Raw genomic sequence first — 16,791 nt, forward strand, 5'->3', positions numbered from 1 at the left:
CGCCGAACACAGCGTACATAGCAATGGTAAAACGGTGTTGAATCTAGAGAGATTAATGTTTCGCGGCTTTGGGTCATGGTTGCATAAATTACTAGAGCCCGGGAGACTTGTCAAGTTTTTGGATGTCCTTTTCTTTTCACCTAAACTCTAAGTATCTGATAACTGGAGATAAATATGGGACTTCTTTATTCACATTTGTCACTTCACGAACGGCAATTAATGTTTAATTGGCATCACTACCACAGCATACCCATTCGAGAGATTGCTCGCAGACTCGGTCGTTCTCACTCTACAATTTCACGAGAACTGAAACGCAATATCTCAAGCTACTATGTACCAACCTGGTACCCACACCTTGCCCAATCGATGTATGAGCGGAAAATGAGGGTTAGAGCGCAACGGGAAAACCTGAAAAGTAGCAACACTCAAGGCTACGTCATTGAAAAACTCAAGATAGGATGGACACCAGAGCTAATCTCAGGCCGTTTAAAGCACCATGAAACTCTACCCTATGTTTGCCATGAAACAATCTACCAATACATTTACAAAGAAGCACCTGAACTAATTTCCTGTTTGGCACGAAAACACAAATAACGTAAAAAGAAATATCCTGCTAGAAAATACAAGCAAGCAATCAACAACAAAACATCCATCCTAGAGCGCCCCGAAATAATCAATGACCGACTTGAATTTGGTCACTGGGAAAGTGACTCCATCATCTCTGCAGGTCAAAAACCTGGCTGTAACGTTGTTATTGAGCGCTGTACTCGCATGGTTCATATCACTAAGTTGAATGCAAAAACGGCAGAAGAAACGGAAAAGGCCCTTGTAAACAAGCTTATTCACCACCCATGCGATTTCGTAAAATCCATTACTTATGACAACGGAACCGAAAACTCTAACCACTTAAAAACTAATGATCAGCTAAAATGCGACTCGTTTTTTTGTCAGGCTTACCACTCATGGGAAAAAGGTGCTGTCGAACAAGTGAATGGCTTAATTCGTCGTTTCTTACCCAAAAAGACCGATATCACTCAAATTTCAGATAAGAAAATATTAGAGATTGAACATATTCTAAACTCTCGCCCAAGAAAATGCCTTAATTACCGAACACCACTCGAAGTATACGAACAGTATCGCAAAGATCTTCCAATAAGCTCAGCCTAGAATGAAAAAGGCCGACTAGAAATTAATTTCTGTCGGCCTCAACTTGTCACGGCCATCGGCTCCTCAGCCTGTACCGCTAATTTAGCGTAGCACAGCAGGATTAACTTGTCCAAAAATACCTGCGGGGTTTGGGGCGGCAAGCCCCAAGAGCTAAAACACAAAACAACTATCTCTTAGTGTCGATTGGTATAAGCAAACCATTGATCCAGAAACTAAAAAGTAGTTAACTTGTGCTGCCCGTGCACTTTAATCTTGAAGCTGGCGAGTCTGGAAGACTTGTCAAGTTTTTGGATGTCCTTTTCTTATTTTCGGATGTCCTTTTCTTATTTTCCGGCCATCTCTGGCTAGGGCTTTTGCAGCTAAGGGGTAAATGAATTCAAAAAAGACCTGATGTCAAATGTAAGGCCTGACCCCTAGGGCTTCTTTGGATGTCTTTTTTCGTTCAAAATGAGCCCAACAGCCCCGGCCATCTCTGGCTAGGGCTTTTACAGCTAAGGCACTAATTAACGTGGCTGCCCCGCTAATTAACGTCGCTGCCCTATGTGTTGATTCCTACAGACAATTATCAAAAACTCCCAACACTATCGCTACGACCAATGACACATTAAGAGTTAGGCTAGCGCCAAGAACCCCCTTTGCAAAAAAGTACTTTAACATCTCACCATCCTCATCGTTTATCAAAAACCCCATCTGTGCTACTACAATCACGGTTCGACCGACCACTTTCAATCACATTTTGACCTGTCTGCCGATTAACTAGGTATGTGTAGGTGGTTAAATGCCCTTGATGCTCGTACGTAACGCTATATTTCGATTCACCCGGCTCATGTGTTCGAGATTGTGCGTTAGCTTCACCGTATACATGTGTACCGTATAACCCAAGCCCCGAGACTACAACCCCAGGTATAAAACCAAATACTTTCCCCACCGCTGCACCACCAACCAAAACAATTACACCTGTAGAGGTTTGATTGCGATTAACCTCCGATGCTCTTTGCTTATTCCAACTTTGAGCTTGGCTAGGCGTTAGCGGTCCATAGCCGATATTCACATCAACAAGTCTCCCACTCTCTGATCCACCGCTTTCACACCCACATTTCGACAACCCCATCGGGTCAACAAAATTCAAAGGGTCCCCCCCAACATAAGCATAAGTATTAATCCCCCCACCCAACCCAATCGGATCACTCTGAACATACCGCCCCAACGCCTGATCATAGTGACGATGCCAGTTATACCAAAGGCCAGAAATCTGGTCTAAATACTGCCCAGGAAGACCGATTTGAACACCCAGAAGCGGAGCCGCAGGATTATGGTGTTCAAAAACCCGACCAAAAGCGGAGTTTTCAGCACTCCAACCCAGCTTATTATCCGATAAGCGGTACGCCTCATAAGGGCGGCCCAAATGATCGTTGTAGAGTGCATAAAAATTTTGTCTATCATCAACAATACCAACAACCTCCCCGCCTAAATACACATACACTTGCATCTGGCTCGTGGAACTCCAGCTATTACGTCGCGTTTCAGCCAACAATGCACCGTTAGTACTATAGAGATAATGACGGCTTTGCCCATACATATATTTTTTAACCGTTCGCTGTCAAGTTTTTGGATGTCCTTTTCTTCATCAATGTTTGGATGTCCTTTTTTTTATATATTGGATGTCCTTTTTTTTATATAGGACTGCAATGTCTTTATATAGTGGTTTCTTAACCTGGCTGTCCTATTTATTTATAAAAAATAGTATGTGTGGCATTAAGCCAACCAACATCTTCGCTACAAAGCCCGAAACTCCAAACAAAAAATAGGGAGCCAATGGCCCCCTATACATACAAACTAAAGTTCAATAAACACTACTACGGAAAGGTAATATCTCCCTCGGCATCGGGTGCACCTGTGAACTTAAACTGATACTGATAAACACTACCCGAGTTTAGAACAATACTGTCGCTGCCGTCTGCAGCAGTACCAGTACCATCATCCACGAATACGCCGTAATTTTTTACGCTTTTCGAAATTCGCTTACGCGGTGCTCCGTCCTCAATACGGTATAACTCAAAATCATTATCCGCTTGGGCAGGGTCGAAACCCTGAAGATTCCAGCGTACCTCAATAGCATTACTACCATCTTTAGCCACAATGCGCGTGGACATGTTCGACCCATCAGCGGGTGCCGTACCGTAAGTAATTTGAGCCTCCGGAACGGTGCTCACAGCAGCAGGATTATTGATTTTGAACATATACCAATAATCAACGCCTTTAAACAGAGGCTCAACACTTCCGTCGTCAGTGAATGTACCAGTAGCATCTACCCCTGCCGCAACACGCACACGCTTATCCGTAGAGTCTTTGTCATTACGGTAAACATCTATGGCGCCATCAATCACATAACCCTGAAGGTCCCAACTTAAATCAATGGCATCACCATTAAGTGTGGACGTAAGGTTGGTCATCTGAGGCTCAGCCGTCGGCTCAACTGTTGGTTCAACTGTTGCGCTAAAGACTATATGACCCACTTCAGCGGAATTAGTACCGTCGGCTATGAACTTAAACTGATAGTGATAGGTATCACCTAAAACCAAATCACCTGTCGCTGCCGTGTCATCACCATTATCTTCAAATGTACCCCAGGGCTTAACACCTCTCGAAATACGTGTACGCCCAGAGACGCCACTTTGGTAACGGTATAACTCAATGGTGCCGTTAGTAAGAGCAGGATCAAATCCCTGAAGGTTCCAACGTACTTCAATGACATCACCATCCGGAGTGGACTTGATGGAAGTCGTCAGGTTTTCCCCATCAGCGGGTGCCGTACCGTAAGTAATTTGAGCCTCCGGAACGGTGCTCACAGCAGCAGGATTATTGATTTTGAACATATACCAATAATCAACGCCTTTAAACAGAGGCTCAACACTTCCGTCGTCAGTGAATGTACCAGTAGCATCTACCCCTGCCGCAACACGCACACGCTTATCCGTAGAGTCCTTGTCATTACGGTAAACATCTATGGCGCCATCAATCACATAACCCTGAAGGTCCCAGCTTAAATCAATGGCATCACCATTAAGTGTGGACGTGAGGTTGGTCATCTGAGGCTCAGCCGTTGGCTCAGCCGTTGGCTCAGCCGTTGGCTCAGCCGTTGGCAATGCTGCTACGTTATAAACAATCTCCGCTTCAGCGTCAGTATTCGGGTTACCACCATTAATCTTGAACATGTACCAGTAGCTTTGCCCATCAACCAAGGCTTCTACACTGCCGTCATCAACAAAGCTGCCACTAGCCAGCAAGCCTACTGCGATGCGACTTCGTCCGCCTATTGCATCAATTGTATTACGGTACAACTCAACAGAAGTAATTTCAGATGGGAAGTGTTTCAAATCCCAGCTGACATTAATGCCATTCGCAACCAAACTCGTTTCCAAGTTGGTTTCGGGAGGCAAGCTCACAGAGTTTGTAACCTGCGAAGGCTGGATTTCACTGTCAGCGTCTGTTACTTCAACCCAGTAGTAATAGGTCGTATCTGCTGCCGGCGCTGCATCAACCCAAGACGTTTCAACTGCATCGACAGTTCCCATTGATTCACGCTCAGATCCATCCGGATTAGTGCCTCGGAAGATTTCAACACTGGCAACATCAACACTTGAGATTTCCCACGAAACTTGCATTTGCAGAGGTTCAGTGCTCTTCACTTCAGCCCAAGCACCTACCATTGGTAACCCTTCATCAGGAGGAATGAATGCATGTACACGAGGCATTACGGGTTTTGCGCCGCCCTGCAATGTAACCTTTAACGTGTACCAATAGTTCACACCAGGTAGGGCTGGCCCCCAATCACCTGCAGACCTCCGTGGAGTATTGTCTACATATGAGCCAGAAACAGGAGCACTTGATAAAATACGAACACGACCACCATCACTATCACTGGTATTTCGGTATAGCTCTACAGAGATAATATCCTGGGCGAAGTTACCTACTTCCCACGTTATTTCGATTGTATTATTAACGAATTCAGCTTCAGTTGTTCGAATGGACTCAGGTACGTGCACACCAAAACGTGCATCCGATAAATAGGTTGCGGCTGCAGTTGCATCGCTAAATTCTACCCAATAGAAATAGGCTGCCCCCTCTACAACACTACTTTCATCAATCCAGAACTCCGCCGATGCATCAACTGAGCCAACCAAAGTTTTAGCACTCTCGTTAGGAATATCATCAGCAGCGAGAGCGTCTACACGATAAATTTTGATTTCGGAAATATCAATATTCTCAGTTTCCCAAACCAGCTTAACGGGGCCCTCATTAAAAGCTTGTGATTGAACAGCACCCACCCAATTGTATGGCAATAACGTGGAGGTGAGCCTGGTTTTACTGGTGTGCACCTCATCCCCTACGGTAGATGACAGCTCGGCCCAGTAGTAATAATCGACATCGGGTACCACGTCAGTGTCAACGTAGACAAGCGCATCACCCGTCAAGGCTTCAGACGTCAGGTTCGCGATTGAAACACGCCCTTCTGGATCTGCATCGCTATCGCGGAAAATTTCGATTCCGCCGATGTCAAAGCCATTCGTGTGCAAGCGCACTTCAACGTCGTCAGCATTACCCTGAGCAACAAATTTCGCCCACTCCCCACCTTCGATGGCAGTGACATTGGCTTCCCAGCGTAAATCCATACCTGGCCCCACATAGAAGCTTGGGTGCGGTGGCTGGTTGTAACCCACATTCTGCCACGCAACGGCTTTACGGTACTGATCATCGTGCATGAGTGTATGCATACGCGTACTAGCGGAGTGCGGTGACGAATAGATCATCAGCTTACTGTCGATCGAATCGGACCACACAACCTCTTCACGCCAGTCACCAAACAAGTCAGCCTGTAAGCTGGGGTTGGCTTTAGTCCCATTATTGGACGAAGCGCCATCATCACCAGCGTTCAACATGGTGTAGTCTTCGGCGCCCAAGTAGTTCCACTTAGAGATACTGGTTCCATCAAGAAGTTCGCGTAACAAATCACCTTCCCACCAAATAGCGAAGTTGATTGTACTTGGCATGTCTCCACCAAGATCAGCTCCATCAGCCGCCGTAAGGTTGCCTCGCGAGGCCCAACTTTCGTTACCAATAAAACGCGGGTCAATATCGGCACTTATACCACGACCTACGTCACCCGTAACACCGGGAACACCCCAAAGAATCTCGCCTGTCGCGGCATCGTGCATTTCTACACCATTTTCACCATAGCAATCTTCGCTTTCGTGCGGGCTAAAAACTTCCAAACCCGCGCGCGCCGGATTAAAGTCGCCCATATGGATCGCGTCACCATCACATAACCCTGTGGCGTAAAGAATGCGGCCATCATCATCAATAGCACCAGAGCCGTAAACAATTTCATCTTTGCCGTCGCCATCCACATCACCTACGGTTAGGTTGTGATTGCCTTGCCCATACATGTCGCTACTGAATTGGCCATTAGCCCCTTCTACGGCGATGTCGCTATCAAACACCCAACGGTCAACGAATGCACCATCTACCCAGTCGAAAGCCGCAACAACTACACGGGTATATACACCGCGAGTCATAACCAAACTAGGATTGCCCTCACCAAAGGAAGCAACAGCGGCCATCATACGGTCAACGCGGTTACCGTAGGAGTCACCCCAAGCACTGACAACACCACGCTCCGGAGAGAAATCTATTGTATCTAGCGCTTCAGCCGAAAGGCCATCAAACATGGTGAGGAATTCTGGCCCCTCAATGATGTAGCCACTGTCATTGCGGTATTCTGCCTCAGAGTCACCAATTACAACACCACGTCCATCAACGGTGCCGTCGGCGGTTTTTATGGCCAGCTCAGCACGACCATCACCGTCAAAGTCATAAACTATGAAGGGATTGTAGTGGGCGCCAGCGCGAACATTTTTACCTAAATCGATTCGCCACAACTGTGTGCCTTCCAAGGTATAGGCGTCGATAAATACATTACCTGTAATACCTGACTGAGAGTTATCCCTTGAGCCACCGTTCACCTGCCCCTCAGCGGTGTCTACTGGCATCCACTTAAGAATGATCTCGTACTGGCCATCGCCATCTAAATCTGCCGCACTCGCATCGTTCGCGTCATAAGTGTATTTTTCATCGCCAATCCGCCCATCTTTTGGCCGATTCAGATCAATGGTGTGGTAGGCCGCAGCCCAAGGTTGAACAGCTGCTGAGGCACCAACCTCTGTGTCGCCAACCATACCGAGCACCTGGTAGCTATCACCAGGCTGACCGTCTTCATCACTAAAAAAGGTCGTGTGCGTAAGTGGAGACTCGTTTAATTTACTGCCATTTCGATAAACATCAAACGCGATCAACGAACTATCTGTTCCCAGTAATCGCCAACTAACGGCATTGCCTTTAGTAACCGGAAAGACAACCAAGCCCCTATCCAGATACTCCACTTTAGCCGGGTCCGTTTTAACAATGGGCTCTGGCGTTGGTGCGGCCGTTGGCACAGGCACCTCTACAGGTGCGGGTGTAGCCGTTGGATTCGGTTGTTCAAACGACTCACCGCCGTTATATCCACCACCACAGGCACTCACGAGAAGTGCTGATGCCAGCGTGAGGCAACCCCGTTTCGTAATTTTTTGCCAGTAAGTACTGGCGCAGGTTTGTTTGAACATCTATATGTCTCCAGGTAAGAGAGGCGAAACAGCGTAAAAATGCACGCAGATCTAACGCTTTTTAGTTTAGCTCAAGCCATTAGAGCGCCTGAACACTTCCGCCGAATATCTTGTTAATAGTGAAAGCCATTTTTATTGTCGAAACAACAGAATCATATTCCATCAGCTTTCATCATAACAGCTCATTTAAAATCATTTCAATGATTGTGCGAGATTTCGACAGATAGTTTTTTTATTTCTACAATTAATTCCGAGCTAGCAAAAAAAATACAATTTAAAACTAAAACATTAAGCGAAATCGATCAAAAACAACTACTTTAGTGGTATTAAATATGTATTTTTCCTTTTATTTTCAAATAGTTATCGCGAAAAAGCTCAATATCCCCACCACAATCCCTTATATCAACTTTTTTTTACTGCTAAAAAAACAAGTTGCGAGAAGATTATTTGGGTCAAATTTACTCAAACAACAAAACCTCTTTGTTTCTTTTTGCACGCAACCTGTTCCGTTTGGTTACAAAAACGTCTAATTAGCCATGGTTTAGTCGCTACAACTGACCGCTAATGATTGGTATTGATTTAATATGCGTTGACCCGAGTAATAGTTCTGCTTATTATCGGGACCATAAAACGAAACCGCTTACATCCTGCTGGGAGATGACAATGATAAGCACCACTCAAGATCTACCGTACGAAACACCCAAGCCCAAGGCTAGTTTTAGTAAAAAGCTTTTGGCACAGCACATTGCCAGCCTACTTTCAGGTATATCACTTACTGTTCTAGCTAGTAGTGCGGCGCTCGCACAAAACACCTCCGAAGAAGCTGCTGAGTTTGAATTACTGGAAGAAGTTGTTGTTACTGGTATTCGTGCCAGTCAGCGCGGCGCTATCGACCTCAAACGCGAAGCTGGCACTATGGCCGACGCCATTATTGCTGAAGATGTGAGTCAATTTCCCGATAAGAATATAGCCGAGGCACTACAACGCATTACTGGCGTGCAGATGACTCGAGACTTTGGTGAAGGACAAGGCATCAATATTCGCGGTATGTCCCAAGGCTTGAACCGCACTGAAGTTGATGGTGTGTCCGCACTAGGCGCTGGCTCCAGCCGAACCGTTGACTTTACTCAAATGGCTTCTGAGCTGGTTCAGGTGCTAACGGTAGTAAAAGGTTCTGAAGCTCGTATAACAGAGGGTGGTATCGGCGGAACCGTGCAAATTGAAATGCGCAAGCCCAACGATTTCGATGATCATTTCTTTTCTACTTCTTGGGAGGCAGAAGTTAACGACCTAACTGAAAACGCCAGCCCCAAAGGTAACATCACCGGCGTGTACAAAATTACCGAAGACGTTGGCGTAATGCTAAACCTCACCGCATCCGACAAAAAAACCATGATCCACGCGCTGCGGAATACCGACTGGGATCGCTGGGCTGATTACGATAACTCTCCAGAAAAATCTGTTGTTAACCCCGATTTTGCAGGCGCTCAAACAGTAGAAGATTGCACCACCGCATATGGCGTGAACGGCAGCGATAACACAACTGATCTTAGAGACTGTGAGGAGCAATGGTGGGACTTCACCCCAACAACACCGCGCTACGGCATGTGGTCGCGCGACGAACGGAGAATTAGCACGAACCTTGCCTTTGGCTGGACAGTTAACGAGAACCTCAACACCTTTGCAGATGTCACCTACAACGAACGTGACAAAGAGGCTCTTGACCTTAACTTGCATTTAGAGTCAGGTAGTGCAGCGCGCATTTACTCAGACTCTGTAGTGGTAGATGATGAGCATAACGTACGTGCATTCACAACGGCAAACTCTGGCATCACCAACCGAACCCTGCAATTCGACTGGGTACAACGCAGTGCGCAGGGGAAAGTCGGGTTTGAGTTCAATAAAGATGCTTGGGATATTTCGGGTATTGCTTCCCACTCTACTAGCTATCAAGATATTGATTCTCGCGACACCCAAATTACGCAGAAAGGCGTCGCAGGCGTTCGGGTGGAATTGGATGAGCGCGGCGCACCGGAATTCGACCTCACCTCAGGTTATCGCTGGCAAAACCCAGACGCGCCAGAAAACGAGCCGTTTGAACGAATCAGCGTAAATGACCCCACCAACTATAACGAGCGCGCCCGCTACAAGTACGCGCCCTTGCATGAAGAACAGGACGAAAGCTCTGCAAAGATAGATATTGCCTATAACTTTGACGAGTTTTTTGTCACCAAGCTGCGTACCGGTGCCCGATGGGCAGAGCAGTCTATTGAGTCCACCGAATATCAGGTCAATATTATTCGTGACGTAGGTACCAGCTACGGCGTAACAGACGCAAACGGTAATCCTGTGCTCGGCGACGACGGAAAACAGCTTTCGCGCGAATGGACCATCGAAGACATGAATGATGTAGTCCAGGGTTCTACTTCTCTATCGCCCGAATTATTCAGTAGCTTTGATCTAGATGTGGCCACCATTGGCAACTACCAAGCCGTCGATACAGCCATCTTGATTGACCGGCTTACCGCTATCGATGCAACGAGTGTCGACCGCAACCAGCTACCTCCACGCGCAGGCGCACTCGAAATTACGGAAACAACGGCAGCAGCCTATCTACAAGCCGATTTTGAAACGGCCATTAAACATATGCGCCTCTGGGGTAACGTGGGCGTTCGCTATGTTGAAACAGAAACCGCAGCTGTAGGTGATGTGCGCATTACCACCAAGGTCGACCCGATTAAGTACCTCGAGGACGGTGTAACACCTGACCTAGATGAAAATGGTAATACCCAAATTGATCTAGATCCCATCACCCTGTTACCCAAAACGGCAGTAGATGTAGCCTCTTTCGATGGACGTGATCAGTCCCAAGGTAATTACAGCGATGTATTACCCAGCATTAACTTAAACCTGGAAATAACCGAAGACCTTAACCTTTACGCAGGCTGGTCAAAGGTTATGGCACGCCCCACTATCACAGAACTTAATGTCGACGCGAACTGCACCAAGTGGGAAACGTCACGCGCGGAGATCAATAACAGACAGAATACCTGTACGGCGGGCAACCCGGATCTCGACCCTTACAGGGCCACTCAGTATGACATTGCACTATCTTGGTACCCCAATGACGACTCTATCGTTTCGCTGGCCTACTTTAACAAACAGCTCACCAGCTACCTCGGCCCAGCACAAGTCTTCGAAGACAAAGATTTCTTTGAGGGCGGGGAAAACGCTGGCGTGCTTTACGATGTTACCCAAAAAACCAATATTACGGGTGTAACCACAAGCGGCATCGAATTCCAAGTAAAAACAATTTTCGACTTCTTGCCTGCACCGTTCAATAACACCGGCGGAGACTTTAACATCACGGTCATGAACGACGCAGACGATGTACCCCACACCAGTAAACTGGATGGAGAAGTACTTCCTCTGCTAGAGCAGTCCAAAAGTAGCTTCAACATTGGCGGTTTCTATGAAGACGATAACCTTTCTATTCGCCTAGCCTACAACTACCGCGAAAAATACCTGAAAAGGACAGCCGGTAAATCTGGTGCACCGGTATTTGTAGACGAAGCCGGCCATCTTGACGGCAAGGTAATGTACACCATCGGGGAATCTGGCTTCACAGTGTTTGCCGACGCTCGAAACATGTTGAGTGAGGTTTACTTGGAATCAGCTGGCGAATCACGGCTTTCAGATTTGCAGTGGGCTGGCAGAACCTATGCCTTTGGTTTCACCTACAAATACTAATTAGGAATCGAGTTGCCCACCTTAGGGTGGGCAGAACTTCCTAACCGGATTAACGACTACTGAATAATGAATTAATTGGCGGAACAGCAAATGAAAAACGATAGAAAAGCGCCGTACCCTTTAAAGCAAACCGCTTTTGCGTTGCTTCCACTGGCAGCAGCCATCGGCTTAACTGGCTGTGGTGGTGGTACCGAATCTTTCAACTCTACAACTCCCACACCTCCCCCACAGTATCAATCGGAAACAACCGAGGTTATGTCGGGGTTAGTGGCTTATTACGATTTCGAAGGCTCACTTACCGATGCGGCCGAAGTGTCTTTACAGGCGGTAGCCGTTGGCACCACGACTGAAGAGACTGACTACGGCAGCATGCTATATGACATTACCGGCGGTATACACGCCATGTCTACAACCGGCGTATTTGGTGGAGTGTCGGGATTACTGCTGCCTGGAGACCTACTGTCAGGTGACAGCTACAGTGTTTCAATGTGGGTGAAACCCGAATCTGGTAATGAAGGCCCATTGTTTTTTGCCAAATCAGAGAAAGGCGCCATAGTGCTCGACCACAGCGGGCTCACTGTTTCAGGCTTAACCGGGCAAGGTAAATATGGCGAATCTACGGTAACCTATACCAGCAATGATTACACCATTCCCTCAAATGTATGGTCACATGTAGCTCTCACTGTTGAAGAAGGCCTTCCAAACGTTTACGTTAACGGCGAACGCGCTTACAAAGGCGGTACTCTCACCGAATTGAGAACCGAGCTTGCAGACGAGCTTGTGCCGGAAGCCGAGCCTTTCATTATGGAAGCCGATAACTTCAACGATCTATTCTCCGGCACCTATAACTCTATTGCTATTGGTGTAACAGACTCAGATGATACTGCACCTTTCGCTGGTAAGATCGACAACTTGCGTATATTTGACTACGCCCTGTACTACGGCAATGTCACTGTTCTTAGCCGCGAGCCGATTAATGAAGGCCCCGCGGCCGACATTACGAGCACCTTTTCAGGGGCCGATATAACCGTTAGCTGGATTCTAGATCGCTTCCCTGCCGACAGCATAAGTATCAGTCGAGAAGCTTTTGAGGGGGCAACAACTGAACTCACTATCCCCGCTTTAGCTGGCTCGGAAACGTCCTATACAGATGCGGCCGTACCAACCGGCGAAAACTACCGCTATTCTCTCACCACAATGGATACCACTGGCCACATCTTTACCTCTGAAGCGAGTGATTATGTGCGCGTTCCCGGCAATGCTCCCTACGCCGGCGTATCGGCCATGCTGAATGAAGAAAGTGAAGATATCGAGTTAAACCTGTACACCGAAAACCTAGCGGTTGGCAGCTATGACGTTCTTCGAAGCATCGACAATATTATTGATAATGCTGAAGTCATTGCCACCGGTATTACCGAAAGCAGCTACATTGATGTCAAAGATGACGACTCGAAACTCGCAGCCGGTACGTCCTACTACTATTGGGTAAGCGCTACCGATGCAAATACCTTAGCCGTCACCAACTCCCTCTCACTACCGGCCGCGTCAGCAACAGCCGCTGGCGAATTTATTCCGCAAGGGGTATTCGTACTGCAAGAAGAAACCGATGGCCAGTGCTATGCCGATGGTGCAGCTTTCCCTGCTGCGCCTGGCAGTCTAGATGGCTTTGAGAACACCAACCAGGGCTTCACTGGACTCGGCTACATTAACACCGACAACTATGTTGGCGCAGGCATGTACTGGCGCGTTAACGTCGAAACAAGCGGTAGCTACGACCTGACTATCCACTACACCAACAGTGATAACGAAGGCGAAGATCGCTCAGGCATACTGAATGTGAACGGCGAGGAAGCTGTCAATCCAGTAAGCCTGGTAGTAACCGACGAGTCCGGCCTCTGGCAAGTCTACGGCGATGTGAAACACGCCATCACTCTCGAAGCTGGCGACAACACCCTATCGCTTAAAGCTCTGACATCCAAGGGCCTAGCCAATGTCGATTACCTTAGGTTCGAAGCCCGAGACCCAGATGGCGCCACGCCAGTAGGCGTGCCTTGCCGACAATAGTTTTCATAGCTCTCCTAGCATGACCTTACTCAGCCGGGCCTAGCCCGGCTTTTTTTCGTCAGCACTAATGACATGCCAGCCAGAATAATCAATATCGATCAGTTTCAATCAATCAAAGCCTTTATGTCAGGTTAGCCGAAAAAACGCTTTTCCCCTTTAAAAACAAGGTATTATGGAGCTGTCGCCAAAAAAAACCCCGAAAACATCGTAACAATCCATATGATCCTGCTCATGTAAATGTATTTTTTTGATCGTTTTTGGCGTGATTTTACAGCGCTGGTGTATTACTATCAGTGTAATGAAACCAACGGTTTATAGCCGCGATTACTTATTCAGAGAATTAACAGGAATTACGTACAATGCCACTACTTGCCCACGACATTCCCTTCAACACCCTGCAAACCAGCATTGATAAACTCATCGACAATCTGGTAAACATCACCGACGAAACCGGCGAATTTTTGTTAAAGCTAGAGGACGGTCGGGTAATCGATACCAAAGGCTGGAACGACTGGGAATGGACCCACGGCATTGGCTTGTACGGCCTACTCAAACATTGGGACATCACCGGCGATGACAATTCCCGTGTAATTATAGAAGACTGGTTTAAAAACCGTTTTGCCGCCGGAACCCCCACTAAAAATATCAATACTGTCTCCCCCTTCCTAACTCTCGCTTACATGCAAGAAAGAACAGGGAACCGCAGCTACCTTCCGTATCTAGATACTTGGGCAGAATGGGTTATGCAAGGCTTACCCCGCACCGAAGAAAACGGCTTTCAGCATATTGTTTTCAACTCTGAAAACAATCAGCAAATGTGGGACGACACTCTAATGATGAGCGTATTACCACTGGCAAAAATTGGCCTGCTGTTGAATCGCCCTCACTATGTAGAAGAAGCCAAGCGGCAATTTATGCTACACATTAAATATTTAGCCGATACTAAAACAGGCCTATGGTTTCACGGGTGGACTTTCGACGGGCGGCACAATTTTGCCAATGCACTTTGGGCGCGCGGCAACTGCTGGGTAACCATCGCCATTCCCGAATTTATTGAATTACTCGAGCTACCCAAAGACGACGGCCTGCGACTATTCTTGTTAGAAACATTAGAGACTCAGGTTAAAGCGCTTGCAGAATGCCAACATAAAAACGGCTTGTGGCACACACTGCTAGACGACCCAACCTCCTACCTCGAAGCTTCTGCTGCCGCTGGTTTTGCTTACGGCATTATGAAAGCAGTAAGAAAGGGTTACCTGAAAGAAGAGTACGAAGAGACCGGTATTAAAGCGATGAAAGCCGTACTGGACAACATCGACGACACCGGCGAGCTTCAGCAGGTCTCTTTTGGCACCCCCGTGTTCGACGACCTTCAGGGTTACAAAGATATTCCGCTCACATCCATGCCCTATGGCCAGTCCATGGCAATCTTGGCCTGTGTCGAGCTTATGAACCGCTACATTTAATCGCCAACGAACAATAATCGCTTCAACAATAAATACAGAGGCAGAGCATGCAAGAACGAAAAATCGGTTTTACTAACTATGCAGCCTATGGTCTGGGGGATGTCCTCGGAGCAGGCTCCATGGCCGTAATCAGCACCTGGGTACTATTTTTTTACACCACTTACTGTGGTTTGGGAGCATTACAAGCCGGTATTATTTTTGCCACCGCTCGTATTATTGACGCCGTTGCCAGCCCATTAATTGGCTATATGTCGGACAACGCCGATTCTTCACGCCTCGGTCGCCGTTTCGGTCGTCGGCATTTATTTTTACTGCTTGCCATTCCACTTCTACCCAGCTTTGGATTTATGTGGGTCAGTGGTCAGCACTTCTTCTATTACCTTTGTACCTACGTTTTCTTCGAAATGGTATACGCCTCGGTATTAATTCCCTACGAAACACTCGCCGCGGAAATGACCGACGATTTCCGTAAAAAGGGCATGTTCGCAGGCTCGCGTATTTTGATTGGGCACCTATCAGCCATTGCCGCCACCATACTGCCCGCTTGGATAGTTTCGGCCCTTGGCGGTAAAGATTCGCCCGATACCTTTTTAATTATGGGCGGTATTTTTTCCGTGGCTTTTATGGTGGTTGTAGGCATAGTGTATTTATTCACCTGGGAACGTAAAAAAACCGAAGCAGAATTAATACAGGCTCAAAGCAAGAAGCAATCTATTGGCAGCGTTTTTGCCAACCTGTACAAAGGGCTAGGCTTTACCCTGAAAATACGGGCCTTTCGTTTGCACTTAGGCATGTATTTGGGTGGCTACATTAGCCAAGATATCTTCAATGCCGCTTTCACCTACTTTGCCGCATTTGTACTGGGGGGCCTGTTCGCTTATTCATCCAGCGAATCGCTATCACTCACCTCTTATATGGCAGCGGGTATTTTCACTGTTCAAACGCTGGCCGTTGCCGCCGTGTTTGCAGCCGTTGCGTTTTTACCGAGATTTTTCCCAGCCCATACTTACCGTTACGCAGTGGTCGCCTACATTATTGGCATAATCGGCTTAGCGTCATTTTATGTGTTAACACCAGAGAGCCGTAGCGCACAATTATTATGGCTAATTATTTCACTTGTTTTCGCAGGCATTGGTCGCGGTATCCTTAATTACATTCCGTGGAATACCTATAACTACATGGCCGATGTAGATCAAATTGTTACCGGTCAACGGCGTGAAGGCAGCTTCGCGGGTGTAATGACCTTTATTCGCAAAGCAGCCCAAGCAAGTGCGGTATTTTTTGTTGGTGCTGCGTTGGAAATGGGTGGGCTAGAAAAAGGAGCAAAAATTCATAGTGCCGAAACCATGGAGTCGATTATTTTAATCATGACCGTTGGCCCCATTTTAGTTTTGCTTTTTGGCTACTGGGTTTCCACCAAGTTTCATCTAAATACCGATACCCACAAAGTATTGATGGGTGAAATCGCACGGTTCAAAAATGGCGAACACGAGGCTTCTAGTCCCGAAAGTAAAGCCATTGTTGAGGATTTAACTGGCTGGAAATACGAACAACTCTGGGGTAAGGCACTTAAACTCGGCGAAACACCGACTACCCAAGAAACCACTGACAAACCGGCATAACAACCGTCAGTAGACCCACCGTCTATGCATTGCAGCGGCATTCATTAGCTCTGGCTTGAG

The 16,791-nt window shown here is 47.2% G+C and carries 7 protein-coding genes and 1 pseudogene; 6 read left to right on the forward strand and 2 right to left on the reverse strand.

The genetic code is table 11. The features are described from left to right. The first annotated feature begins 174 nt into the window (after positions 1-174). Both H5336_RS21315 and H5336_RS21320 read left to right on the forward strand, forming a co-directional pair. Complete coding sequence (locus tag H5336_RS21315) at positions 175-594, forward strand: helix-turn-helix domain-containing protein (RefSeq protein WP_185236469.1); 420 nt, start codon at positions 175-177, stop codon at positions 592-594. A gap of 21 nt (positions 595-615) precedes the next feature. Then, a pseudogene (locus tag H5336_RS21320) lies at positions 616-1,167 on the forward strand (IS30 family transposase); the annotation flags it as partial. A 667-nt stretch (positions 1,168-1,834) separates the two neighbouring features. Here the strand turns inward: H5336_RS21320 and H5336_RS21325 are convergent. Both H5336_RS21325 and H5336_RS21330 read right to left on the reverse strand, forming a co-directional pair. After that, positions 1,835-2,746 (reverse strand): RHS repeat-associated core domain-containing protein, encoded by a 912-nt coding sequence (locus H5336_RS21325; RefSeq protein ID WP_185236470.1) that lies wholly within the window; start codon positions 2,744-2,746, stop codon positions 1,835-1,837. Between the two features lie 277 nt (positions 2,747-3,023). Further along, on the reverse strand, positions 3,024-7,829 hold the full coding sequence (locus H5336_RS21330) for a rhamnogalacturonan lyase family protein (protein ID WP_185236471.1): 4,806 nt from the start codon (positions 7,827-7,829) through the stop codon (positions 3,024-3,026). A 663-nt stretch (positions 7,830-8,492) separates the two neighbouring features. Here H5336_RS21330 and H5336_RS21335 point away from each other — a divergent pair. From H5336_RS21335 to H5336_RS21350, 4 genes are all read left to right on the forward strand, one after another. Next, positions 8,493-11,579, forward strand: a complete 3,087-nt coding sequence (locus H5336_RS21335) for a TonB-dependent receptor (RefSeq protein WP_185236472.1) — start codon at positions 8,493-8,495, stop codon at positions 11,577-11,579. A gap of 90 nt (positions 11,580-11,669) precedes the next feature. Beyond that, positions 11,670-13,643: a LamG-like jellyroll fold domain-containing protein gene (locus H5336_RS21340; RefSeq protein ID WP_185236473.1), complete on the forward strand. Its 1,974-nt coding sequence runs from the start codon at positions 11,670-11,672 to the stop codon at positions 13,641-13,643. 359 nt (positions 13,644-14,002) lie between these two features. Continuing rightward, a complete protein-coding gene (gene bglB / locus H5336_RS21345; protein WP_185236474.1) occupies positions 14,003-15,109 on the forward strand; it encodes a beta-galactosidase BglB in 1,107 nt (368 codons plus the stop codon). 47 nt (positions 15,110-15,156) lie between these two features. Further along, positions 15,157-16,731, forward strand: coding sequence for an MFS transporter (locus tag H5336_RS21350; RefSeq protein WP_185236475.1), 1,575 nt, complete (start codon positions 15,157-15,159; stop codon positions 16,729-16,731). Positions 16,732-16,791: the final 60 nt, after the last annotated feature.

The sequence above is a fragment of the Teredinibacter franksiae genome (assembly GCF_014218805.1).
GTDB lineage: Bacteria > Pseudomonadota > Gammaproteobacteria > Pseudomonadales > Cellvibrionaceae > Teredinibacter > Teredinibacter franksiae.